The organism is Runella zeae DSM 19591 (genome assembly GCF_000423565.1).
In the GTDB taxonomy this organism is placed as follows: domain Bacteria; phylum Bacteroidota; class Bacteroidia; order Cytophagales; family Spirosomataceae; genus Runella; species Runella zeae.
The window spans coordinates 420,583-445,621 of the sequence record NZ_KE384037.1 but is presented as its reverse complement, the minus strand read 5'-3'; the positions used below and the strand labels follow the sequence as shown (position 1 = coordinate 445,621).

General features: G+C 43.5%; 18 protein-coding genes. 9 read left to right on the top strand and 9 right to left on the bottom strand.

Annotation, left to right across the window (positions count from 1 at the left end; genetic code table 11):
- Window positions 1-53: 53 nt before the first annotated feature.
- From G563_RS0122695 to G563_RS0122675, 4 genes are all read right to left on the bottom strand, one after another.
- A complete protein-coding gene (locus G563_RS0122695; RefSeq protein ID WP_028667334.1) occupies window positions 54-3,698 on the bottom strand; it encodes an ABC transporter permease/M1 family aminopeptidase in 3,645 nt (1,214 codons plus the stop codon).
- A gap of 395 nt (window positions 3,699-4,093) precedes the next feature.
- Window positions 4,094-4,390 (bottom strand): GIY-YIG nuclease family protein, encoded by a 297-nt coding sequence (locus G563_RS0122690; RefSeq protein ID WP_028667333.1) that lies wholly within the window; start codon window positions 4,388-4,390, stop codon window positions 4,094-4,096.
- Between the two features lie 267 nt (window positions 4,391-4,657).
- Window positions 4,658-5,539: an ABC transporter ATP-binding protein gene (locus G563_RS0122680; protein ID WP_028667332.1), complete on the bottom strand. Its 882-nt coding sequence runs from the start codon at window positions 5,537-5,539 to the stop codon at window positions 4,658-4,660.
- Window positions 5,540-5,824: 285 nt separating this feature from the next.
- On the bottom strand, window positions 5,825-6,817 hold the full coding sequence (locus G563_RS0122675) for a polysaccharide deacetylase family protein (protein ID WP_028667331.1): 993 nt from the start codon (window positions 6,815-6,817) through the stop codon (window positions 5,825-5,827).
- 64 nt (window positions 6,818-6,881) lie between these two features.
- On the opposite strand from G563_RS0122675, the gene G563_RS0122670 reads away from it, so the two are divergent.
- Window positions 6,882-8,048 carry a serine hydrolase domain-containing protein gene (locus G563_RS0122670; RefSeq protein ID WP_028667330.1) on the top strand — a complete coding sequence of 389 codons (1,167 nt, stop codon included), beginning with the start codon at window positions 6,882-6,884 and terminating at the stop codon, window positions 8,046-8,048.
- An 845-nt stretch (window positions 8,049-8,893) separates the two neighbouring features.
- A complete protein-coding gene (locus G563_RS0122665; RefSeq protein WP_028667329.1) occupies window positions 8,894-9,547 on the top strand; it encodes a response regulator in 654 nt (217 codons plus the stop codon).
- A 3-nt stretch (window positions 9,548-9,550) separates the two neighbouring features.
- Here the strand turns inward: G563_RS0122665 and G563_RS0122660 are convergent, their stop codons facing one another.
- Window positions 9,551-10,546, bottom strand: coding sequence for a hypothetical protein (locus G563_RS0122660; protein WP_157585551.1), 996 nt, complete (start codon window positions 10,544-10,546; stop codon window positions 9,551-9,553).
- Window positions 10,547-10,558: 12 nt separating this feature from the next.
- A complete protein-coding gene (locus G563_RS0122655; protein ID WP_028667327.1) occupies window positions 10,559-13,474 on the bottom strand; it encodes an FAD-binding and (Fe-S)-binding domain-containing protein in 2,916 nt (971 codons plus the stop codon).
- Window positions 13,475-13,561: 87 nt separating this feature from the next.
- On the opposite strand from G563_RS0122655, the gene prmA reads away from it, so the two are divergent.
- The 3 genes from prmA to G563_RS0122635 all read left to right on the top strand — a co-directional run bounded on the left by prmA (window position 13,562) and on the right by G563_RS0122635 (window position 16,021).
- On the top strand, window positions 13,562-14,395 hold the full coding sequence (prmA, locus tag G563_RS0122650) for a 50S ribosomal protein L11 methyltransferase (RefSeq protein WP_028667326.1): 834 nt from the start codon (window positions 13,562-13,564) through the stop codon (window positions 14,393-14,395).
- Window positions 14,392-15,213 (top strand): SDR family oxidoreductase, encoded by an 822-nt coding sequence (locus G563_RS0122645; protein WP_028667325.1) that lies wholly within the window; start codon window positions 14,392-14,394, stop codon window positions 15,211-15,213. The genes prmA and G563_RS0122645 overlap by 4 nt, the downstream gene beginning before the upstream one ends.
- Before the next feature lie 295 nt (window positions 15,214-15,508).
- Complete coding sequence (locus G563_RS0122635) at window positions 15,509-16,021, top strand: RNA polymerase sigma factor (protein ID WP_028667323.1); 513 nt, start codon at window positions 15,509-15,511, stop codon at window positions 16,019-16,021.
- A 96-nt stretch (window positions 16,022-16,117) separates the two neighbouring features.
- On the opposite strand, the gene murB is transcribed toward G563_RS0122635, so the two are convergent.
- Window positions 16,118-17,137: a UDP-N-acetylmuramate dehydrogenase gene (gene murB / locus G563_RS0122630; protein WP_028667322.1), complete on the bottom strand. Its 1,020-nt coding sequence runs from the start codon at window positions 17,135-17,137 to the stop codon at window positions 16,118-16,120.
- Window positions 17,138-17,182: 45 nt separating this feature from the next.
- The gene (locus G563_RS0122625; RefSeq protein ID WP_028667321.1) at window positions 17,183-18,388 is read right to left on the bottom strand and encodes an RsmB/NOP family class I SAM-dependent RNA methyltransferase; all 1,206 of its coding nucleotides are present in this window, start codon (window positions 18,386-18,388) and stop codon (window positions 17,183-17,185) included.
- 193 nt (window positions 18,389-18,581) lie between these two features.
- Between G563_RS0122625 and panD the strand changes: the two genes are divergently transcribed.
- The 4 genes from panD (at window position 18,582) to G563_RS0122605 (ending at window position 21,272) form a co-directional block, all read left to right on the top strand.
- Window positions 18,582-18,932 carry an aspartate 1-decarboxylase gene (panD, locus tag G563_RS0122620; RefSeq protein ID WP_028667320.1) on the top strand — a complete coding sequence of 117 codons (351 nt, stop codon included), beginning with the start codon at window positions 18,582-18,584 and terminating at the stop codon, window positions 18,930-18,932.
- A gap of 28 nt (window positions 18,933-18,960) precedes the next feature.
- Window positions 18,961-20,007: a lysylphosphatidylglycerol synthase transmembrane domain-containing protein gene (locus G563_RS0122615; RefSeq protein WP_028667319.1), complete on the top strand. Its 1,047-nt coding sequence runs from the start codon at window positions 18,961-18,963 to the stop codon at window positions 20,005-20,007.
- Complete coding sequence (rfaE2, locus tag G563_RS0122610; RefSeq protein WP_028667318.1) at window positions 20,000-20,485, top strand: D-glycero-beta-D-manno-heptose 1-phosphate adenylyltransferase; 486 nt, start codon at window positions 20,000-20,002, stop codon at window positions 20,483-20,485. Before G563_RS0122615 ends, rfaE2 begins: the two co-directional genes overlap by 8 nt.
- Before the next feature lie 76 nt (window positions 20,486-20,561).
- Window positions 20,562-21,272 (top strand): zinc metallopeptidase, encoded by a 711-nt coding sequence (locus tag G563_RS0122605; protein WP_028667317.1) that lies wholly within the window; start codon window positions 20,562-20,564, stop codon window positions 21,270-21,272.
- Window positions 21,273-21,327: 55 nt separating this feature from the next.
- On the opposite strand, the gene G563_RS0122600 is transcribed toward G563_RS0122605, so the two are convergent.
- On the bottom strand, window positions 21,328-24,996 hold the full coding sequence (locus G563_RS0122600; protein ID WP_028667316.1) for a DUF7948 domain-containing protein: 3,669 nt from the start codon (window positions 24,994-24,996) through the stop codon (window positions 21,328-21,330).
- Between the last annotated feature and the right edge of the window lie 43 nt (window positions 24,997-25,039).

Here is a 25,039-nt window from a genome sequence, read left to right as displayed (position 1 = left end):
TAACCAAAATGGTCGGCAAAGGCTTGAACATTAAACCCCGCCGACCGATTTCTCTACAGCATCTCCACTTTCATCACATTATCATCCGAAATGCGGTCGATGAGTTTGTTATAAGGATCGATGCCGCCTTTGACGGGCTTGCCTTTTACCACTAACTCAATCGTGTGTTTGCCTGGACTGAGTTTGTGTTTTTGGAGGTAAAGTGGCACTTTTTGCTTCATGCCTAGCTTGTTTTTAGACTCCTCCGTAAATACCCCAATGTCGATGTAGTTCGGTGTTTTTCCCTGCGCAATTTCCTTGCCCGTTTTGTCAAAATACAGCTTTTTGGTTTCTACGGTTAGCTTTATTTTGTATTGGTCGCCTTTCAGCGGTGTTGCTTCTACGGCCGTCACCTTGTTTTCGTACAAGGTGATTTTTTTGATACAATCCTCCACAAAATACTTGAGCGAGTCGGGAGTCTGGGTGTAAATACTGTTGTACCATTCGTCGGTAGTCGTAAAAGGCGCTTTCTGACGGAAGGCCGTGCGTTCGGCGTAATCTTTCAGCCAAGTGTTAAGTTGCTTTTCGCCCACCATGTCTTGCAAGGCATAAAACGTCAACGTCCCTTTTCCGTACCAAATGTACGCCCCGTTTTCGTTGTCCATGAGCGGCTGTTCGCCTTTGTTTTCCGTGCCACGACCGCGCAAATACTGGTCGAGGGCGTATTTGAGGCGTTCCTGCATCACATCGCGGCCGTAGGCGTGGTGTAGCACCATGTGCGAGCTGTATTCGGCCAATGCCTCGGCGATGTTGTTGGCTCCACGCGTAAAGCTCGGCATCACTTGGTGCCCCCACCACTGATGCGCTACTTCGTGGGCCGTCACGTAGTACGCATAATCGGTTTTGTTAGGGTCAGAAAAATCGGCCAAGAAGCCAAAGTTTTCGGAGTACATAATGGTATTCGGAAACGACTGCGCAAAGGTCTGATAACGAGGGAATTCCAAAATACGCATCTGTCGGAACTGATACGGGCGGAAATTGGACGAGCAATACCGTAACGCATCTTTCAACCCATTCATAAAGTGGGCAATGTTTTTGTTGTGCGTAGGATGGTGAAAAATCTCCACTTTAATATCATGTCCATCAGAGTTTTTAACCGTTTCGCGGTGGACAGCATAACGCGCCGACGCTACGTTGAAAAACAAATCCATGAACTCATTTTGTTGGTAATTAAAGTACTTCCGACCGTTTTTTGTCCATTCTTTTTGCAAATAGCCGGGCATAATCGCGATTTGGTCGGATTCGGTACTAACCGTACCTTCAAACGTAATCCAGTCACCTTCTTGGGTAAACAGGAAGTTCTGTAACCCCGTGGAATCAGTACGGTTTGGCATTTCAAATTCCCGAATCGGAAGTTTATATTTTTTCCGATACCGCTCCGACGAAAGTTCGGCTTGCTGACTGTATCCAATGCTCGGGAATAAATCGCCTTGATTAAGAAACGTACCGTTGTCGGTAATGGTAAACTGCTCTTCACCACCGTTGCGGAAGCCCCTAAATTCCCCGTGCGAAACCACTTCTAGTACCGCTGAGTCATTGGGCATCAACTTTTTGGGTAATTGGTAGATATAAAACCGTTGAATAGTATCGTTCAACAATTTTTTAGGCTCAACACCGTCGATTTTTAGACTCATTCGATAATGAGGAAAACCACTTCCCACGTTCAAAATCAGCGAGTCCAACGGACGATTGTGTTTGTTTTTTATCACAAATCGGCCACGGGCGTCCACCATTCGTTTTTTGGTGAATAAATCTACCTCAACTTTCACCGATGTTACCTTTGGTTGTGCTTTAAGGTAATATTTGCGGTATTTTTCTTCGTACTCTGCGCTCTGTTTGCGGCCTTCTTCGGCGGTACGGTATTTGTTTAGCACACTTTGGTTGTAATAAATAAAGCCTGCTGAACCTAACCAAACAAGGGTAAAAATCGAAAGTAATGCCCCCGTAGCAGGCGTAAAGCGTTGCATGGCCAAGCGCCAACGGTTTTTGAAATTGGTTTCCGTGCCTCGTGACCAAAACAGGTTTCCAATCACCAAAAAGACCGAAGCTAATCCACCCCAGCACAACAAATACCACATGGTGTTTTGGGTAAACCCAAACCCGTTCATGTCTGAATAGGTCGAAGTTGGGACGGCATTGAAATACAGCAACATATATTTGTATTCCGAAAAAGCCCGCGTGCCGTACAATACCGCCCAAAAAGCGATATTAACCACGTGCCCTGTCATTTTGTTGTTGACCAAGGTATGAATCAAAAACGTAATCATGGTCAGGAACGTCCACTGCAAAATAGGCACTACGTAGCCTTGCAAGTACAAGGGCAAATTATAATCAAAATACCCTTTGATGGTTTGCCACGTAATACCACACAAAATCCCCACCACAGGAATAAACAGCATCACCCCAATCATGGCCAAAAACTTAGAGCCGTACACCAGCCAGTTTGGCAAAGGCAAGGCATCGCCAATGAGGTGAAAATTGACCGTTCGGTCGCGGTGAACCACTTCCCCCGTAATGAAAATAATGAGGATAATTACCACAAAATAAAACGTACTATCTTTGGACTCCAGCATGAGGTAAGTAGTAGGTAACGAGTCTGTTCCAAACATCATTCCTGCATACTGGTTATCTAAAAACAAAAACAACGCCGCTGCTAATAAGATGGCGATAAAGAAGGGGTCGCGAACGATATTCCGAAACTCTACTTTGGCCATGCTGAGCATTTGTCTCAAATAACGACCCGTAGTGTAGGCTTTTTCGGCCACCGGCAAGTCCGCCAAGGAGCGTGGATTGGGCATTGTTTCGCTCTTCTTTTTGGCGATTTTTTGCGCTTTTGGTGCAATGAATCGTTGAAAATCAAAACGGAACAGCAGATACAACAGCGGTGCAAGACCTACCCCTATCCATAATAAGCGGTTCCAAAGGAAATTACCTTCCAGTGGAAAAAAACGGGTATTTTGTTCGGTAACTGTCCAATAACGCGTCAAATCATCGAGCGCTCCTAACGCAAAAGGGTCAAGAATAGCAGCAAGTGCTTTATTGTCCAAATCCGCCATTAGCGAAGTTGCCACTAAGTAGGTCACGAGCAAAACTACCCCGCCCGCATAAGTGACAAATACGCGTTTAGTCAAGGCTACTAAGCTAAAAAAGAGGCTTCCTGCAAAGAATAAATTAGGAACACCTACCACTAGGTAAGGCCAAAGGTAATTGAGCAGGTTGTAAGGGCCAATGCGCTCGGCATTATCGCCAACCTCGAATAGCTGCCCAATCAAACAGCCAAACAAGTGCCCGATTATCATTCCTGAACCAATGAACAAAAGTGTCAGGAATGAACCCACAAAACGGCCCATGAGGTAGCCTTTTTCTGAAATAGGATAGCTGAAATAATAATTTTGAGTTTTGTGCTCAATATCGCGATAGACAGGCACGCCCATCACCGCCGTAGCTAACATGATTCCGAATACACTCATCACGGCAATGAAAACTCCCGCTATAGCAGGGCCGTTGATGAATACTTTTTCGGACGAACCACCGCTGATGCTTACCGACCCAAACAGTGCCAGTACCAACGAAAATAGAAACATCACCGCCCAATAGCCCCAAGTTGCGGGTCGCTTAAAGCGGTATTTTAATTCAAAAGAAAGTATGGTTGAAAACATAAATTTAGCTGTGTTTGACTGTTTTTGGACAAATCTACTCTTTGATATTTTTTCTTTGTGACCTGACTTGCTCTTTTGTCAGCCCGACATTTTCTTTGTCACCCCCGATATTTTCTTTGTCACCCCGGCCATTTTTTTTGTCACCCCGACGAAGGAGGGGTCTACCACACCGCGTACTATTCGACGCTTTAGATTCCTCCTCCGTCGGAATGACAGAAAACTCCTTTGTGACCTGACTTGCTCTTTTGTCAGCCCGACATTTTCTTTGTCACCCCCGCCATTTTCTTTGTCACCCCGACGAAGGAGGGGTCTACATCCTTCCAATGAGCATTCGACGCTTTAGATTCCTCCTCCGTCGGAATGACAAAAGGGCTCCGTCGGAATGACAAAGGGTTTCATTGGTCTTGAATTTCATCGTTTAAGAATTTCCATTCAGGATTAAACTCATTGATAAGTGTTTCTTTCTTTGACCTCCGCCAACCTTTTATTTCCTTCTCACGTTCGATAGCGTTGTAAACGTATTTGTGATGCTCCCAGTAAAGAAGATAAAAGCAATTGTACTTAGCCGTAAATCCGCTTAAACCCTGCTTATGCTCATCTAATCGTCGCACCAAATTATTTGTAACGCCAACATAAAGAACCGTCTTACTATAGTTTGTTAAAATGTAGACATAATACGAGTGATCTTTCATGATTTATAAAGAGCAAAAAGGTGACATGGATTTAGATTCCTCCTCCGTCGGAATGACAAAGAAAATGTTCGGGGTCACAAGGCAAATGTCGGGGGGCACAAAAGAAACCATTTGTCACCCCGACGATAGGAGGGGTCTACATCCTTCCAATGAGCATTCGACGCTTTAGATTCCTCCTCCGTCGGAATGACAAAAGGGCCTCCGTCGGAATGACAAAAGGGCCTCCGTCGGAATGACAAAAGGTCTTCGTCGGAATGACAAAAAAAACTACACCGCCAGCCCTTGTCGAACTGTGATTTCTGAGAAATACACATCTTCTAAATCAGGCGTAGCCGCTTCAAAACCTTCGAGTGGCTCGTCGGCGATGACCCTAATTTGTGTTTTACCCATTTTCAGGGAAGTCGAAATCACTTGGTAGTTTTCGCGATAGTCGTTCAGCTCGTGTTTCTCAATACTTTTCTTAAATACCTTCCCTTCAAGGCTTTTTACCAACTCGTTTGGATTCCCTTTGGACACTACTTCGCCCAAACAGATGATAGCCATGTGAGAGCAAAGGTTGGTAACATCTTCCACAATGTGCGTTGAAAGAATCACAATCGTGTTTTCGCCAATTTCGGACAGCAAGTTGTGAAATCGGTTGCGTTCGGCAGGGTCTAAGCCCGCCGTAGGTTCATCGACAATGATGAGTTTGGGATTGCCAATAAGCGCCTGTGCAATACCAAAGCGTTGTTTCATCCCTCCCGAATACGTCCCCAAGTTTTTCTTACGGGCTTCGTAGAGGTTTACTTTTTGTAAAAGAGCCGTAACGATGTCTTTACGCTCACCACGATTCGAAATTCCTTTTAGGTCGGCGATGTGGTCAAGCATGGTTTCGGCACTCACACGCGGATATACCCCAAATTCTTGAGGCAAGTATCCTAGAATTTTACGTACCTCTTCCTTTTGGCGTAAAACATCCAAGTCATCGAGCGCAATACTGCCACTGTCAGCCTCTTGAAGGGTAGCAATGGTGCGCATTAAGGAGCTTTTCCCCGCACCGTTGGGGCCTAAAAGTCCAAACATTCCTTGAGGAATCGTGAGCGTAACGTCTTTAAGAGCTTGTACGCCATTGGAATACGTTTTCGAAAGATTGGTAATCGTTAGCTGCATGTAAAAATTAGTTTGTAGGTTTTGAAGGTTTTTGCGAAAATAAAAAAAACCATACTTAAACTATCTTTTTTGGGATTAAAGGCAGTACAGGCAGATGAATATTAGAAAATTGCTCATGAAATTTCTGAGAATGGGTGACTTTTATCTAAAAATATAGAATAACGTTTGTTGAATCCCATTTATACTACCAAAACAAAACCACAGAAGGCAGAATACATACCAAGGAAATAGAACCTTGTTGTATCTGTGCACCTCTGTGGTTTTGAAAAAAATACTTAGGAAATCTTATTTTACTTTAGCTCTACGCTCTCGCATTTCGCGCCAAGTGGTAAGAATGATGCCTTCTTTTTCGATAAAAGTTTTTAAGGCAGGGTCTAACATCGCCCAAAAATCACCGTAACGGGTAGGCCAAGAATCGGTGATTTCTTTGAAGTTGTCGCTGGGAGCAGCGCAGTGCATGATTACCATCGTAATACCCGGCTTGGCTTCTTTCAAGAGTTCAATGTATTTTTCGGTTTTCATTTTACGTAAATTTTCCTCCGTATTAGGCACGTTAGCGGCGAGTTTCCAACCATAAGTATCAGCAAACAAATCGTCGAGCACTGGCAAGCCCGCGTTCCAAAGCATTTTGCCGATTTGCTGAAACTGTTGTATTTCTTGAGGTGGGCTGTTGCGCTCTTTGGAGATAAGCGTAGCATGACCCGCAGGAAACATCACGGGGATTTTTTCTTGAATACCCACTTTCACATAACGCTCCGTAAAAGCAGGCGACCCAAACAGCGTTCCCATGTGTGAATCGATGTGTGAAGGCTCAACCCCAAACTGCCGAAAACGGGCTATTTGTGCCCTGATTTCGGTTTCTACTTCGTCGGCGGAGGCATTTTTGACCACACTTGCTACATTTGACCACATGGCGCCCTCTTTGTCGTGTAAGCCAGGCACTTTGTCGCGCCCCGATAGTGGGAACCAACGATAACCTTTCCATTCGGAAGTAAGGGTGAGATGTACGCCGGCGTCGGTAGTGGGGTGTTGTTGGAGGTATTTCATGTAGGCAGGTACCCACCCACATGGCATCATCACACTGGCCGAATTGGCCACGCCTTTTTCCATGGCAAGGATCGTACCTTGATTGGCCTCATACGACATGCCCGCGTCGTCGATGTGGAAGATAATCACTTTTTTGCCTTTGGGGTAGCCCAATTTTTCGGCATAAGTTTCTTGAGCCATGCTGCCGATGCTCCCTAGCAAACAGAATACAAATAGAAAAAGATATTTCATGGAATCCAGCGTTTATATTTGCCTCATAAAGTAACGAGCCTATCCTTAATTACTTGAGGGACTTATGAAAAGACTATCTCGCAATTTACTTTTTGGCCTAGTAGGACTACTCCTTGTGGGTACAGGGCTGACTTATACTTCGCCATTGGTACACATCAAAAACTACGTTCAAAGAGGGGATGTGGATATTATTGACTACAAGCAGCACCCTACGCGGCAGGTGTTGGCTTCTACGCGGCCTGAGCCTTGGCCTTTAGATTCTAATTTTAATAAAGCGGTGGTGAGCCAAAATCTCTTGGATACCCTAGAAAAGTATCGAACAACGGCTTTTTTGGTGTTTCAAGACGGAAAATTGCTTTATGAAAAATATGGAGAAAATACCGATACTAGCAGTCTGAGTCAGTCTTTTTCGGCGGCCAAAAGTATCATTTCGATGTTGGTGGGCATTGCTCTCAACGAAAACAAAATTCGTAGTTTGGATCAACCTATCAAAGCGTACTTAGGGGCGTTTGAGGAAGGTGAAAAAAGTAAAATTACCATCCGTCATTGTTTGACGATGAGTACGGGACTTGATTGGCATGAAAGAGACAAAGGTTTTTTTAGCAACAATGCCTTGGGATACTATGGCGAAAACATAGAAGGGGTGATTGAGCATTTGGCTTCCGAAAAGCCTGCGGGTAAGGAATTTGAATATCGAAGCGGAGATACTGAAATTTTGGCCTTGGTTTTGGAAAAAGTATATAACAAAAAAATCGCGGATTTGGCCTCCGAAAAGATATTTCAGTTGATTGGCAGCGAGACTGATGCGGTTTGGATGCTCGATAAACCCAAAGGCCGTGAAAAAGCGTTTTGCTGTTTTGCCCCTACTGCTAGGGATTTCGCTCGGTTTGGGCATTTGATGCTTTGGAATGGCAATTGGAAAGGGCGTCAGATTGTTTCTGAAGGGTACATGAAAGAAGCACAACGGCCTGCTTCCTATCTTCTCGACCCCAAGACTCAGCGGCCTCTTCAGGCGTATGGATACCAGTTTTGGATGCAGTCTTATAAAGGAGTCGCCACCGTCAGTATGCGAGGTCTATTAGGGCAGTTGATTTGGGCAATTCCTTCCAAAAATGCGGTAGTAGTAAGATTAGGTCATAAAGAGTCTCCCCAAAAAGTAGAAAATTATTTCAAACAAGATTCTGAAATGTACTTAGAAGCAGCCTTGCAGATTTTGGCTCAATCAAAGTAAGGCGAGTCTATAGACAACCTTTTTTACGTAACACTAGCCCTAACTGTGGCCTAGTTAGCCTATACTTTTCTGTAAATATGATATTTTTTGCTTCAAAAAGGCTAAGATTAGGCTAAAAATACTGGATTTCCAGTATTGTGTGATATAGTTGATAGTGAGAACTTTGTATCGCTAAACCTCTATCCTACATTGACAACAAGCTATACACTGTTACCCAAAAATGTTTCTTTGAAAAGTTTCATTTTCAAGTTTATGTTATTGGTTCAGTTGTAAGCTATGCTTAATTATACTCGCCTTGTTAATATTGCTGGTCAGTAAACTGAAACTAGTAAGTCCCTTGGCGAGTATAAGACAAGCTGATAAAGATGGTCTGAAGGATTAGGGAAGATATATTATTAATTAATTGTTTTATTGATACATAGATAGGATACCATTATTGTCAGCAGAAAAAGCATTTTGAAGTATTTAGAAACACATAACCTCAGATTGTTGAACTCAAACCGATAAAAATCGGTCAATTTACTTTAATAAGTGTAATACTTGATTTCAAAGTAAGGAGACATGAAGATTATAGATTTGGGTTGAATCATCTATTAATGTATAATAAGTGCCCGTATCGCCATTTTAAAAACATTTGCTGAGTATGACGTTGGTAAGACCTTTTTTCTTATCAACGTTTTTTTTTAGACTCTATATTTTTGATTAAGTAGAACATGAATCCATATGTTCTTTATTTAGAATATAGACGATGAGTAACGATTATCGAATAACTTTTTGAGATATACTTTGGCAGTTTCTTTTAAAATGTATGAGATAACTCTTTTAAAAGTATATTTACTGGATTTATGAGACTTACCAGAGTATTATTAGTTGACGACCATCCTATCTTTCTTGAAAGCCTACAAGCCCTGCTTACCAACCTCGGAACAGTAGAGATAGTGGCAAAAGCCATCAATGGAATCGAAGCGTTGAAGCTTCTTAAGCAAATGCCCGTAGATCTGGTGATTACTGATTTAAGTATGCCTTTACTTAGCGGAATCGATTTTACGGTCAAGGCCAGAGAGATTTCGCCGCATATTAAAGTGATTTTACTAACCATGACGGAAGACATGGCCCGTGTACGTGAGGCTATGCGGATAGGAGCATGGGGGTATATTTTGAAAAGCTCAAGTTTGGAAGAACTTCAGTGGGCAATCAAAGAAGTAGTAGAAGGGAAAAAGTATTTTGGGGCTGATTTAGAAATAGATACCGCTGAAAATGCTACAGTAGTAGTGGCGAATTGGCACAGCAAAGAAGATGAATTACCGAATCTTACCAAGCGCGAAATCGAAATTATCCGTTATATCGTCAAAGACAAGTCTAGTGAAGACATTGCTAAGTTACTTAATATTAGTCCCAATACCATAGAAACCCATCGCCGTAATATCTTCAAGAAACTTGATGTAAAAACGGTAGTCGGCTTGATGCGGTTTGCGATTAAGCACAACTTGATTGATTGAAGCCTAGCGAGGTGGTCCTCCCAAAAAAAGTTTTTCGCTGCGAAGAGCTTGTATATACCGCTCAAGCGGAGCAATATAAGGAGATGAAGGGAAATCTTCTTTGTATTTTTCTAGGAGTTTTACAAAAGGCTGCAATCTTTTACCCTCAATATACATATAAGGGAAAAAATACATTCTTATAAATTGGGCTAATAGGATTTGGCGAGTTTTGGGAATTTTGCTCAAAGTTTCATGAATCTGATGGTATTTATTTTCTAACGCAATGCTGTCAAGGCTCATGGCACCTCTTCTAAATGCTGGATTAGGATGAACGTACACCTCGGGGCCCGACAAAAAAAACGAATGAAGCGCCTGCATATATAAGCCTGATACATAGAGGCTATCTTCTGTAATGGACGGGCGGATTAGTTCTTGTTTGGCTAGTTCTCCTTTTGAAAATAAATAGGCCTGCTTTCTAAAATATTTCTGTCCTTCTAAAGAAGCCCAAATATATTTGTTGATGTGGGGATTGGTAGTATCGCACTGATGCCTAAAGTTTTCCCAAGATTGGGCTGCTAAATCATTGATAATTACAGTGTAGTTTTCAAGCGACATATGCTGAAAAAGAGGATTGGCTGTGAGGCTATCTTTGCCCATCAAGAGGCTTTTGTACAAAAAATCATGTAAGCGCGCTGTTTTACCTTTTACAATTGGGAGGGTAGAACGATTAGGGGCGTGAAAAATCAAAGTATCGTGGGGTGTTAGAAAAAAATCAAGCTGATAGCCTAAGCACTCGATGATCACTTTTTGAGGATAAGCTAGCGCAAAATCAACTTTTAAATTCCCTTTTTGGTCGGTTTTTCCTTGGTGTAAAGGCACATTTGAAATAAAATGCAGCGAATCTTGAATGAAAATTTGATATTTTGATGAAGGAAAACCTTCAAAACACCCCTTCACCCAAACATTGGATTGGGCAAAACCCTGCATACAACAGAAGAGTAAAATACAAAAGTAACGCATATCTATGGCTGTTTAAGTCCGTAGTGCCTCCCACAAAATCTCTATAGGATGCTTGGCTTTTCGTCCTGTACCGTCTTTGATTTGGTGGCGGCAGCTTGTGCCAGGGGCTGCAATCACTACTTCTTCGGGTTGTTGGCGGATGGTAGGAAAAAGTACCAATTCGCCTACTTGCATCGACAGCTCGTAGTGCTCAGCTTCATAACCAAAAGACCCCGCCATTCCACAGCAACCCGACGGAATGAGCTGAACTTTGTAATTGGAGGGCAAAGACAGCATTTTTTTGGTAGGTGTGAGCGACGCTAGAGCTTTTTGATGGCAATGCCCGTGCAATTTAATGACTTTGTTGGAAGTTTCAAACTGGCTAGAAGTGAGGCGTTTGGCATCTATTTCTCGGGCTATAAATTCATCAAATTGGAGAGCGTTTTGGGCTAGTTTTTGGGCGGCGTCTCTGAGCGATTCGGGTACGAGGTCGAGGTATTCGTCACGAAAAGTCAAAATCGCCGAAGGCTCAATACCCACCAAGGGCGTTTGTTCCGAAATAAGCCCTTGAAGCATTTCTACGTTTTGAATCGCTATTTTTTTTGCTTCTTTCACCAGTCCTTTTGACAGATACGTCCGTCCGCTTTCTATATGTTTAGGAATCACCACTTCATAGCCTAGCTTTTCTAGGAGGATGATGGCTTTTTGCCCAATTTCTACGTCGTTATAATTAGTAAATTCGTCACAAAAGAGATAAACCTTAGATTTGGGGGATGCTGTAGTAGAATGGCGGTTTTTTGCCCAAGCCTCCAAAGTAGTACGGTGCAACAAGGGCATAGTGCGGTCGGGGTGGAATCCCACGATTTTGTTGGCGATGCGGCGTAAAGATTCGTTTCCAAAAATCATATTATACCCCCAAGGCGCGATACGAGCGAGACGCATTTGCTGAGAGAAATTGGCAATCAAACGCGAACGAAAAGGCACTCCTTTCTGGTCATAATAATTTTGCAAAAACTCAGCTTTCATCTTAGCAATATCCACACTTGAAGGGCATTCGGATTTGCAGCCTTTGCACGAAAGACACAAATCCAATATTTCTTTGGTCTCTTCCGACGAAGCGGGTGTACTAGAAGCTGTTGTATAAAAATGCCGCAGCATATTGGCACGGGCGCGGGTGGTATCGCGCTCACGGCGGCTTGCCATGTAGCTCGGACACATGGTGCCGCCCGTGATGTGGGTTTTGCGGCAGTCGCCTGAGCCGCTGCATTTTTCGGCTAAGCGCAGTATACTTTCTTGTTTTGAAAAATCAAAAACCGTATCAATTTTGGGATTGATTTGGTCGGGCTGATACCGCAAAAACTCATTCATGGGGGGCGTATCCACGATTTTGCCACGGTTGAAAATCCCCTTAGGATCAAAGAGCTGTTTTACTTCTCTAAATAAAGCGTACACTTCTTCGCCCATCATAAAAGGAATGAATTCGCCTCGGAGGCGACCATCGCCGTGCTCTCCCGAAAGTGCGCCGTTGTATTTCTTAAGCAAAATGGCGGTATCGGCCAAAATAGCCCTGAATTTGGCTTTGCCTTCAGAGGTTTTGAGGTTGACCATTGGCTCTACGTGCAGCTCACCAGCACCTGCGTGAGCGTAGTAAGATGCGTGAACGCCATGCTTCTGGAGTACTTCCCCTAAGTCTTGGATATAATCTGGTAAATCTTCGACGGCTACGGCACAGTCTTCGATAAGGTTGACAGGTTGAACATCTCCCGGTAGGTTACGAATCAAACCCAAGCCCGCTTTTCTTACGTCCCAGGCTTTTTTGGAGTCGTCGCCAAAAAGTAAAGGATAAGCATAACCTAGCTGATTGAGTTTTAGCTCGGCGACCAATACAGCCGCTTTCGCTTCTACTTCTTCACGAGTGTCAGCTCCAAATTCCACCATCAGCATCGCGGCGGGGTCCCCTTCGATAAAGAAGCGATTGTGCCGGTATTCGTTGTGGTTTTTGGTAAAGTCCATGATGTATTTGTCCACTAGCTCAGAGGCGAGAGGCGTGTGCTTCATGGCGATTCCGTTGGCCAACAAAGACTCATGTAAAGTAGTGCAATGGATACAGAGTAAGCCTAGTTCAGCTGGAGGAAGAGGTAAAAGATGGAGTTTGGCTTCCGTAACAAAACAAAGTGTACCTTCCGACCCTGCAATAAGTTTGGGGAGGTCGAGGGCGAGGTCTGGGGAGTCGAGCAAGGCATCCAAAGCATAGCCTGTATTGCGGCGAGTGATGCTCTGTTTAGGAAATTTTTCCCGAATCAACGATTTGTTTTGTGATACAATTTCTGAAAGTTTTTGGACGATACTTTGTTGTAAAGAGTTGGACTTTACTTCAGTGCTACTAGGTTTTCCAAAGAGAACTTCTGTGCCATCGCTCAAAAGAGCCTTTACTTCCAACAGGTGGTCGCGGGTAGCTCCCCAACTTATGGAGTGCAGTCCACAGGAGTTGTTCCCAATCATCCCTCCAATCATGGCGCGGTTGGCGGTGGACGTTTCGGGACCAAACATCAGTCCAAAAGGTTTGAGTGCTACATTCAAATCATCTCTTACTACGCCCGGCTGCACCCTGACCCACTGCTCTTCGGGGTTGATTTCTAAGATTTGATTGAAATATTTTGAAATATCCACCACTAGGCCATTACCTACTACTTGCCCTGCAAGAGAAGTGCCGGCAGCTCTTGGAATCAGGGTGACTTGGTGGGTAGTAGCCCAAGTGATAAGCCGCCGAATATCTTCTACGGTACGGGGTAGTGCTACTGCCAAGGGCATTTCTTGATAAACAGACGCATCGGTAGCATAGAGTTTTTTGATGGCTTGATGCGTCACTGATGAATCAAAATATAATTCTCCCGCAAAATCACGGGTGAGTTCTTCAAACGAAAAGTGGGTATTAGAAACGTAAAACATCAGAAAGGAATGGTTTCTGCAAATGTAATTTAAAAATAGATTGGGCGTACCTTTGTTTTTTCATGTCTATCAATCAAAAACAATTATATGCCGACCAATTACTTTGAAGCGCGCTTGTTGCTCAATCCTGATTTTAACGAAATCCTGATGGCTGAACTAGCCGAAATAGGATACGAATCTTTTGTGGAATCCAACGAAGGAATTTCTGCGTATATACCTGAGAATAGTTTTGATGCAGCACTTCTCCAACAAGTAGTGGACAACTACCAGCATTTGACACCTATCTCGGTCGAGTATGAGCAGTTAGAAACTAAAAATTGGAATGAAGAATGGGAACGAAACTATCAGCCCATAGAAGTGGCGGGGAGGATTAGGGTAAGAGCCTCGTATCATTTGCCTGACCCGAGTTTTGAATATGATTTGGTGATTGACCCCAAAATGTCGTTTGGGACAGGTCACCACGAAACCACCACCCTGGTGATGGAACAACAACTCTCCCTTGACCACCAAAATAAGTCGGTGCTTGACGTGGGAAGTGGTACGGGGATATTGGCGATTTTGGCCGAAAAATTAGGGGCCAATCGCCTCACCGCATTTGATATAGAAGAATGGGCTTATCTGAATGCTATTGAGAATGCCGCTTTGAATGATTGTACTCATATCACCGTTTTTCAAGGTACGATTGCCGATTGTCCGGCAGATATATATGACATTGTATTGGCCAATATCAATCGCAATATCTTGTTGCAAGAGATTCCGACCTATGTAAAGTTTTTGAAAGTGAGCGGTACTTTGATTGTCAGTGGTTTTTATGAATTTGACATTGCCGACATTGTACAAAAAGCCGAAGAGTCAGGTTTGAAGTTGATTGCTCAAAAAACGCTTAACCAATGGGCAACTTTAAAATTTGAAAAAGTATGAAAATTAGCATTTTAGGTTGTGGTTGGTTGGGATTACCCTTGGGGCAATCTTTATTAGAAAAAGGCTATGTCGTGCGGGGAAGTACGACGCGTGCCGAAAAACTCAGTGATTTGAGAGCCATAGGCATAGAGCCGCTGTGGTTACAACTTACCCCTGAGCCGAAGGGAATTGGGTGGGATTATTTGCTCGACACAGAGGTATTGATTATTAATGTTCCCCCTCGTTTGGAAAAAGCGGGCGCGGGATACCATGTAGCGCAGATGCGGCATTTAAAATCTCTTGTCGAAACAAGTACAGTTCAAAAAATAATCTACGTGAGTTCAACTTCGGTTTATGGAGACTTAAACAGAGAAGTAAGCGAACAAGAAGTAACAATACCTTCAGAGGCGGCGGCTCCTGCGCTCGTGGAAGCCGAGCAATTGGTGCAGCAACTAGGACGACCTTGGCTTGTATTGCGCTGTGGGGGCTTGATGGGCTATGAGCGGATTCCGGCCAAATACGTAGCTGGCAAAAAAGACATTGCTACGGGAGAGGTTCCAGTCAATTATGTGCATCGGGATGACGTAATAGGCGTAATAGAAGCTTTTTTGCAAAATACTTCTATTTGGAACGAAGTGTATAATGTCGTTGCTCCTTTACATCCCACGCGCCGCGAGGTGTATATCAGTAGTGGGAGGAAGTTTGGCTATGAGGCTCCTACTTTTGTGAGCAGTGCTTCACCTAATGATTTTAAAATAATTTCTTCGCAAAAATTAACCACTCATTTGGGGTATTCTTTTAAGTATAGCAATCCACTAGATTTTTATTATGGGCAGTGATTTTTTGTTTAATGTTTGATTTGAAAGATAAAACAAAATATTTTGATTTATTTTGTTTAAGATATAATCCAAAATATTAAACAAACTTGATAAATTGTACTTTTTGTTTGGTTTTTGTCGATTTTTGTAAAATTTAAAGGTTGGTTTTTGTAGTATTTTAAGGTAATTTGTCATGATGTTGTACTAGTTTTGGACAAAGTTGAAAAAATATTTGAAAAAACATTTTGAGTTTTGTTTAACTATTTACTAAATTTGATTCAACAAAATAAAGCAAGGACAATTAATCCATCACATCATGACTGCCATTGAATTTACGTATCATATCGCTAAGGTTTCGAAATCACTAAAACCTTTCGCAGTTCGTCTGACAAAGGATAGTGACGATGCGAATGATTTATTACAAGATACCCTACTAAAAGCCTTTACCAATCGAGAAAAGTACGCAGACGGTACTAATCTAAAGGCGTGGCTCTACACCATAATGAAAAACACTTTCATCACCAATTATCAAAGAATGGTGAGAAAGAACACTTTCATTGATACAAGTGATAATTTGCATTATATCAATTCTTTGGAAAATAGTACGGACAACGATGCCCATAACAAATTTGTAATGGAAGATATCAACAGAGCTGTGGATTCATTGGAGGAAACTTATCGCGTGCCTTTTATGATGCACTACCGAGGGTTTAAATACCATGAGATTGCCGAAAAGCTCCATATTCCTATCGGAACCGTCAAAAACCGAATTCACATAGCGCGCAAAGAGCTAAAAGACAAACTGAGTCTGTACGCTTACTCGTTTTAGGAGAAAACCTACAAGTGTTTGCTGTCCCCTATAAGAAGTCATTAATTAATAAAGAGGAAGGTTTGGAAAAGTTGGCTAGCTTCTGGCCAACTTTTTTTATATGAAGTTGACCTCTGTGAGAAGTTTGATGCCGAATTTTTCTTCTACCGAAGCCTGGATTTTTTCGGACAGTTGTTTGATTTCGGCTCCTTTACCACCCCCATAATTGACGAGCACAAGGGCTTGCTTTGTATGAACGCCGATATTGCCAAGGCGTTTGCCTTTCCAACCACACTGCTCAATAAGCCACCCTGCCGGAACTTTGGTGGTATCTTCACTAACTACATAGCCCGGAATCGCAGGGTAGAGTTGTTGGAGTTGATGGTATTGAGAAGTTAGAATTTCTGGATTTTTGAAGAAACTACCCGCATTCCCAATTTCGGCGGGGTCGGGAAGTTTACTTTTACGGATTTTGATGACTGCATCACTAATGGCTTTGATACTCAGCTCTTTAATGCTCATTTGGTCGAGCGTTTTCTGAATATCACCATAAGAGATATGGAAAGTAGGGGTTTTGTGAAGCTTAAATTGGACGCTCGAAATGATATATTCGCCTTTGACTTCGTTTTTAAAGACACTATCGCGGTAGCCAAACTTACATTCTTCACGCGTAAAAATGCGCTTTTGCCCTGTCGCAATATGAACAGCTTCGAGCCTGTAAAACGTATCTTTGATTTCTACGCCATAAGCGCCGATGTTTTGCATAGGGGCGGCGCCCACGGTGCCCGGAATCAGTGATAAATTTTCGAGGCCCGCCCATTTTCTTTCTACACAATACATCACAAACTCATGCCAATTTTCGCCCGCACCCGCTTGCACCCAAATATTGTCTTGGTCTTCTTTGATGGTTTGGATGCCCTTAATATTGATTTTGACCACTAGCCCATTAAAATCCTGTGTAAGCAGCAGATTACTACCTCCGCCCAAGATAAGTTTAGGGAGCGTTTGAACGTCAGGAAGCTGAAGTAAAGTCTGAATGTCTTCGTCGTTATCCACTTCTACCAAATAGCGCGCAGTAGCGTCTATTCCGAAGGTATTGTATGATTTGAGGGAAACGTTGCTTTGGATGGTAAGCATTTCGTCGGCTAGATTCTGTTGCAAATAACAAAAAAAAAGGTTGTTTTACAAAGCTTTTACCAAACAAGCCATGTAAAAGCCGTCAAAACCCTGAAGTGCTGGAGAAGTACGTTCTTCTTGTAAGAGTTGCCATTTTGACCCCTGTTCACCCAAAAAACGTTTGACTTGATCTTCGCTTTCGGACGGCAAAATACTGCAAGTGGCATATACAAGCTTGCCGCCTGCTTTTACCATTTGAGAGTAGCTAGTGAGGATTTCGTACTGAGTTTGCCGAATTTGGGTCAAAAACTCAGGCTTCAATTTCCATTTTGAATCAGGATTGCGGCGTAGCACGCCGAGACCTGAGCAAGGTACATCGAGTAATACGCGGTCGGCGGTATCGCGTAGCCTTTTGATGGTTTTGGCTTCGATAGGGCGCGTTTCTACATTGCTTACGCCATTGCGGCGGGCTCGGCGGCGGAGTTCATCGAGTTTCCATGCTTCGATGTCCATCGCAATGAGCCTTCCTTGGTTTTGCATCAAAGCAGCGAGATGGAGAGTTTTTCCACCTGCGCCCGCACAAGCATCTATTACGCGCATACCGGGATGTACATCCAGCATAGGGGCAATGCGCTGCGAACCGGCGTCTTGTACTTCAAAAAATCCGTTTTTGAAAAGCTCGGTTTGAAATACATTTTTCTTTTCTGTCAATACAAGCGCTTGAGGCAAATCAGGCAGCTGTTCAGTGAAAATATTTTCGCTTGCCAGCGCTTTCTTCAGTTCTTGGCTAGTGGTTTTGAGGGTATTGGCTCTTAATACTACGGGAGCCGTTTGATTGAGTGCATGAAGTTCGGCTTCCCAATTATTGTCCAATTCGGCCGCACCTGTTTCATCTAGCCAATCAGGAATAGATTCTCTTATTTTACGAATCTTGAGCGCTTCCTCATAGGCTTTTTTGATAGCAGTAGGATGGAGATGCGCAAACTCTGCCCAAGGCGGTAGAGCATTTCCTTTGATAATCTGCCATGTTCCAAAAAGGTCCAGATACTCAGATGGCTTACCCACTTTAGCAGTTTCGACCACAAAAGTCAGCAATCGCCACCAGCGTACGATTTCGTAGGTATTTTCGGCAATAAACCCACGGTCGCGGGCGCCCCATTGCCGATTTGATTTGAGCACTTGCTCGATTACTTTGTCGGCTTGGCGATTTTTTTCGAAGATTTCGCTGAGAGCAAAAACCGTAGCTTCCACAAGTACCCGATGAAAGCGCATGTTATTTTGTTTTGTATTAGTTGTCATAAAATTGGGACAAAAGTACGCTAAAGTCTCACTTTACTAAAATCAAATTGGATAGACCTCTGTACTTTTGAAAATTAAAGACGAACTTTGCGGCATTCTTAAAGGTTATTTCAACGCCGATTTTTTTTAAAAACGGTTTTAAACTAACTGATAATATTCTAACATCATGTTTGTAACCCTCTTTAAATCTAAAATTCACCGCGTCAAAGTTACCCAAGCCGAGCTGAATTATGTAGGTAGTATCACGATTGACGAAGACCTCATGGACGCGGCTGGAATCCTCGAAAATGAGCAAGTGCACGTGGTCAACAACAATAACGGTGAGCGGCTGATTACGTATGTGATCAAAGGCGAACGTGGAACGGGCATCATTTGCCTCAACGGTGCGGCAGCTCGTAAGGCGCAGGTTGGGGATGTAGTGATTATTATTTCTTATGGTATGATGACCGAAGAAGAAGCAAAAACTTTTCAACCTAAAATTGTTTTTCCAGACGAAAACAACCTCATTGTAAAATAGCCTCAAATCGCTATTTACTTTTCAAAAGATGAAAAATATTGTCAAATACATCATTTCGTTGGCAGTAGCTGGGGGCTTGATGTGGTACGTTTTCAAAGACATGGATTTGGCGGCTATGTGGGCCAAATTCCAAAATGCCAATCATAGTTGGCTTATCCTCGTAGCGATTTTTACCATTATTGCGGCTTGGAGCCGGGCTTATCGTTGGAATATGCTCCTAGAACCAGTGGGCTACAAGCCTTCGGCTTTCAACTCGACGGTAGCGGTTTTTACGGGATATTTTGCCAATCAGTTGATTCCAAGGGCAGGGGAGGTGACGCGCTGTGGCACGCTCAATCGACTCGAAAAAGTACCAGTCAATGTGAGTTTTGGGACGGTAGTAGCAGAGCGGGTGTTTGATGTGGTTTCGTTATTGGTGTTGATAGGTCTAGCCTTTGTGCTAGAATTTGGGCGTTTGAGTGATTTTTTTATGAGCCTTTTTGGTGAAAAATTAGGACTAGGACAAGAAGGCGGCTCTAATAGAATAGTACTTCTGGCAGGGGTAGGAGTAATAGGAATAGGCTTGGCGGTGGCGGCTTGGTGGTTTTACAGAAAAAATGCCGAACGTCTGCGTCAGAATGCACTCTTTGCCAAAATCGAAGGTTTTGTGTTAGGTTTGGTCGACGGGCTATTGAGTATTCGAAAACTTCGGAGTCCGGCGGCTTTTGTCTTTCACACTGTGCTGATTTGGGTCATGTACTTCTTGAGTTCTTATGTGTGCTTTTTTGTACTACCTGAGTCGTCAGGGCTTTCTTTGTTGGCAGGGCTTACGGTATTGATTATGGGCGGATTAGGTATGTCGGCTCCCGTACAGGGGGGGATAGGTCCATATCATATTTTGGTGAGTAGTGCTTTGGTATTGTATGGATTGTCCAAAGAAAATGGATTGGCGTTGGCTACTTATATCCACGGTACACAAATGATTCTGATGTTGATTTTGGGCGGTATTTCATTTATCATTACGCTGGTCAAAAGTCCCCAAGCCTCTAATCAAACAGATTCTGTAACACATTCTATTCCAAACAAAAATGTCTAGTACTGCCGACAAAATTATGAGCTGGGAAGCTGCCGCCCAAGTTGCACGCGAATGGCAAGCCGAAGGAAAGAAAATTGTATTTACCAATGGGTGTTTTGACATTGTTCATTTAGGACATATCGACTATCTCGAAAAATCACGTGCTTTGGGCGATAAGCTCGTTTTGGGCTTAAACACCGACGCGTCGGTGAGTCGTCTAAAAGGCCCTTCTCGCCCCGTGGTCAATGAATACGCCCGTGCTCGTTTGATGGCGGCCTTGTCGTTTGTAGATACTGTCATTTTGTTTGACGAACCTACTCCGCTGGAGCTCATTCAGACAATTTGTCCTGATATTTTGGTGAAAGGTGATGATTATACACCCCAAAATATCGTTGGCGCAGATTTTGTAGTAGGTAGAGGAGGAGAAGTGAAAACCATCGCTTTGGTGAAAGGGTATTCGACGACTTCTTTGATTGAAAAAATTAAAAACAGCTATTAATTCGATTTTAATTAGTTTTAAACTTATCCATTAAATTGAAACCAATTAAAATCGGTAAAATCTAAATCCAAAAATCATGGGTGGTTTAATTCTAATTGGACTGGTATTTATGGTCATTGGGATGTTTGTCCAATGGCGTTTGAAAAGTAAATTTACGGAATATGCGCAAGTAGGCTTAATGAATGGCCTTTCGGGGGCAGAGATCGCCCAACGAATGCTTCGGGATAATGGTATATACGATGTCAGAATCACACAAGTAGAAGGAATGCTCACCGACCATTATAATCCTGCCGACAAAACTGTCAACTTGAGCGCAGATGTCTACCACGGTAGAAGTGTATCGGCGGCAGCGGTAGCAGCGCACGAATGCGGCCACGCTGTGCAGCACAAAGTAGCTTATGCTCCCCTGAAAATGCGCTCAGCCCTTGTGCCTGTGGTGCAAGTGTGTAGCAATATTCTTAATATTTTTAACATGGGAATGTTGTTTTTGGGCGGGTTTATCTTTTACAACCAAGGGATTGTGAGTACTACTTTATTGACGATCTTGGTGGCGGCAAACTTGGGTGTTACTCTTTTTGCCCTTATTACTCTGCCCGTTGAGTTTGATGCAAGTCGCAGGGCTTTGGCTTGGGTAGAACAGAGAGGTATCGTAAACCGCAATGAATATGACATGGCCAAAGACGCTCTTTGGTGGGCTGCTATGACCTACGTAGTGGCGGCATTGGGAGCCTTAGCCAACTTGATGTATTACGTTAGTTTGTTGCTTGGAAGAAGAAGCGATGACTAAATTCAGTATTCCATATTATTACACAAAAAAGGCGGGGAGACCCGTCTTTTTTGTGCTATTCCAAGACCTGTATCCATCCTTTACAGGGTATATCGCCCGGTAGAGTAAGTTGATAAAAATAAGTTCCTGCTGAAACGTCTTTTCCCCAATTGTCGGTATAATTGGTACTACTAAAAGTGAGTTTACCCCAACGATTAAAAATCTCTAAACGAGTACCAGCCACACCGATGACGAAAGTATCATTTTTACCGTCACCATTAGGGGTGATTACATTAGGGATTTTATCCAAATTCAAGACATTGACCGATTGAGTGACTGACGATTCGCATCCTCGGGCTGAATACGCCTTGAGTGTCACTTGATAGGTGCCATTTTGGGTGTAAGTGATAGGAGAAGGAGTCAGTGTAGTAGCTTTTACACCATTGCCCAAATCCCATTCATATCTTGTGGCTCCTGAAGTTTTGTTGACATACTGTAGCGTAGTTGGCTGACCGCAACTATAAGATGGTACAATATCAAATGCCATATTTTGAGGACCTCTCTCGATAGTAACCGTTACATTCTTTTTAGGTCTGCATCCATCGGGATAAACAGCCGTCACTGTATAGGTAGTAGTCTGCGTGGGCGTGGCAATAGGATTTTTGATAAGAGTATCGCTGAGGGACGGCGAAGGAGTCCAGCGAAAAGTGCCGTTTCCTTCAGCCATGAGGAGGGCGCTTTGCCCTGCACAAATGGTAGTATCTGGTGATACCTTAAAATCAGGTTTGTTGTCTTCTATCCTAACTGTAATGCTTTTTTGCGGCCTACATCCATCGGCATATAAGCCCGTCACGGTATAGGTCGTTGTTTGGGTAGGCTTGGCCGATACTTTAGTACCCACCGAATCACTCAAAGTATTGGAAGGACTCCATCGAAATCGTGGGGCATTGCCCAAAGCCGTCAGTAAGGTACTTTGACCGGGGCAGAGTGTGGTATCTTTAAGGGCGTTAAAATCAGGTTTTGCATTGTCAATGCGTACTGTCACGTTGCGAGTCACGGTACATACCGAGTCAGTAATTGTACAGATAAATTGCGTAGTAGCATTGACACGAGCGATAGGATTGGCGATATTAGGATTGCTCAATCCCGCTGCGGGACTCCAAGTGTATTTGATGCCTCCTTGAGCCAGCAAAGGCACCCCTACATTGCTACACACGGTGGTATCTCCTTTCGCGCTAGCTTTGCTAGTTCCTACTTTGATAATCTTAGTAACTACATCTTGCCCTCGGCAAACAAGGGGATTGAAGGCCCGTAAAGTGACCCGATACTCTCCTGGTTGATTGAAAGTATAAGTAGATTTGTTGGGGTCGCGGGAAATGGTATTTCCTTCTATATCCCAGATATAGGTTTTTCCTCCTTGGCTGACATTGATAAAATCTAAAGTCAACGGAGCACAGCCCGATACTACGCCTTTTTGAGAACCCAAGTAAGGGTCAAAGTCGGCCTTGAGACGATCAATGTCAATTTTAAAAGCGGCATTGTTACAGTTGTCGCTGTTGTTAGTTCGTGACCAAGCCATGGGAGTTGTGGGAAAGCGGGAGCCACCACACGCGCAAGTAGCATGATAGATGATGCCATTTTTAGAAAAGCGACTTGTGCCACCATCTACATGGTCGCCTCGGTCTACGTCACCAGGACTAGAGCTTCCAAAAAACGTACTGTATAATAAAGATTTTGCCCCTTTTTCAAGAATGGCAATGTAAAAATTGTTGCCGTTTGTATTTTGTTGGTAAGCATCAGTAGTAATAGGAAGCCCCGTAGTACTACTATAAGGGTTGTTTCGATTGCGAATATTTACTGCTCCGCCCCATCCAGAAAAATAAATATTACCACATTCGTTTACTAAAAAAGCAGTCGGGGAAATGTCGGGACGGGCGCGGTTGGAGCCAATAGTAGTCGAAAATACCGTGCTAGATAAGTTTTTGTCTAAGGCGTGAATAAACTGCCCCGCGTTTAGGTTGCGATAAGTGCCTGTAGTAGTGGTGTATCGCCCTCGCGTAAGCCCAATGGTATAGACATTTTCTTCAGCGTCAATATCTACCAGATAAGCTACATCTGCGCTATCAGTACCTAGGTAGGTAAGCTGCTCAAATCGATCATTCGAAAATTTAGCGATAAACCCGTCTTCTATTCCACTGAGGGTACCTTTATAAGCACCTGTTTTAGCGGGAAGGTTGCTACTTCGAGTCCCTCCCGTGACATAGAATGCGCCCGAAGATGCCCACTTGATGCCGTAGGCAGCATCAATGGCGGTACCTCCTAAATAGGTACTCATGACTAAAGTTTGCAAAGAAGCGTTAAGTTTAAATACTACAGCATCTTGTCGCCCACCGTATTGGTTAGTAATCCCATTTACTACTGGAAAATTGGTAGAGTTGGTAGAAGTCGCTACATACACATTGTCTTGGGCATCTACTACTACTTCTCCTCGAAACTCATCGCCATAATTGCGTACAGTAAGGTCAAAAGCATTACAAATGCCATCATTGCCATTGCCTCCTACAAAAGTGCTTCCTTCGAGTCTTGTACCGGTGGTATTGAGTTTAAGCACAAAAATATCACTCCCATTTTCAAGCTCTAGCCCATCAATAGGGGTAGTACGAGTGCCTCCGCCAAATCTTGTTTGATAGGCTCCTGTGGTCGTAGGGAAATTGGATGAAGAGGTAGTTCCAAAAATCACCAACTCATTTTTATGATTGACAATCATACTATGAGGAATGTCGGTAAAAGCTCCTCCAATGTAAGTGGCGTAGAGCAAGCGGCTACCATCAGGGGTGAATTTCAACACGCCCACGTCCACTTGACCGTTAAGGCGTGTTTGGAAAGCGCCTGTTGTAGCTGGAAAGACCCGGGTATCCAAAATAGTCCCCGCAGTATAAAGGTTACCATCTTCGTCGTAAGTAGCAGCGTGGCCCCAGTTGTCGGCAAAAGACCCCGAAAATGACGAAAAAACGAGTTCCGGGTCAATCGTGAGGGCGTGTTCTTTTTGGTATCCTTTCGGAAACTCAAAAGAGACCCGATTGCCTTCTAAGCGGTATTGGGTGGTTATTTCACGGGTACGCTCATTGATTTCCTGATAGGTATAAGGTTTAAGCTCATTGAAAGTATTGACAGTGGTCTCGACCTTGAGCTGATTGTCAACGAGTGTGAGGGATTTGCCACCTAGGTATTTTAGCTTAATGCGCGAAGCGTCGGCCAGAGGTGCTACTAAAAATTCGTATTTGAGGGTTTGGCGAAAGGCATACATTTTGAAGTCAATACCGGGATACACATCCCGATAGATGATTTCGCCAAAAGAAGGAACATTAGAGGCCCATTTGGTGGGATTACTATCCAAAAAATAATTGTTGCTGCTAGCATTAGGGTGCTGTTCTTCGACTTTAAAAGCGGCATTGGCATCTTCAAATAGCACTTCTACAGCGTGGCCGTTTACTACATCCGACGTGCGGGCATTGGCTAGATTGCCCATGGCATGGCGACTTTTGAGGGCTTCGGCATCAAAGAAAACGTACATCAACGATTTCTCTTTCAACAATAAATACCCCCCGGGTATTTCGGCACGATAACGAATGGCAGCATCCCACTGTCCTTGATTGCGCACAAACCGAACCGCAGCGGGGTTTTGAGCCTGTATCCCGCCGATAACCCACAACAACAAAAAGATAGTACGTAAAATTTGCTTCATACCAAAAATAACGAAAAATAGGGCTTCTAAATTACGGAGGCGG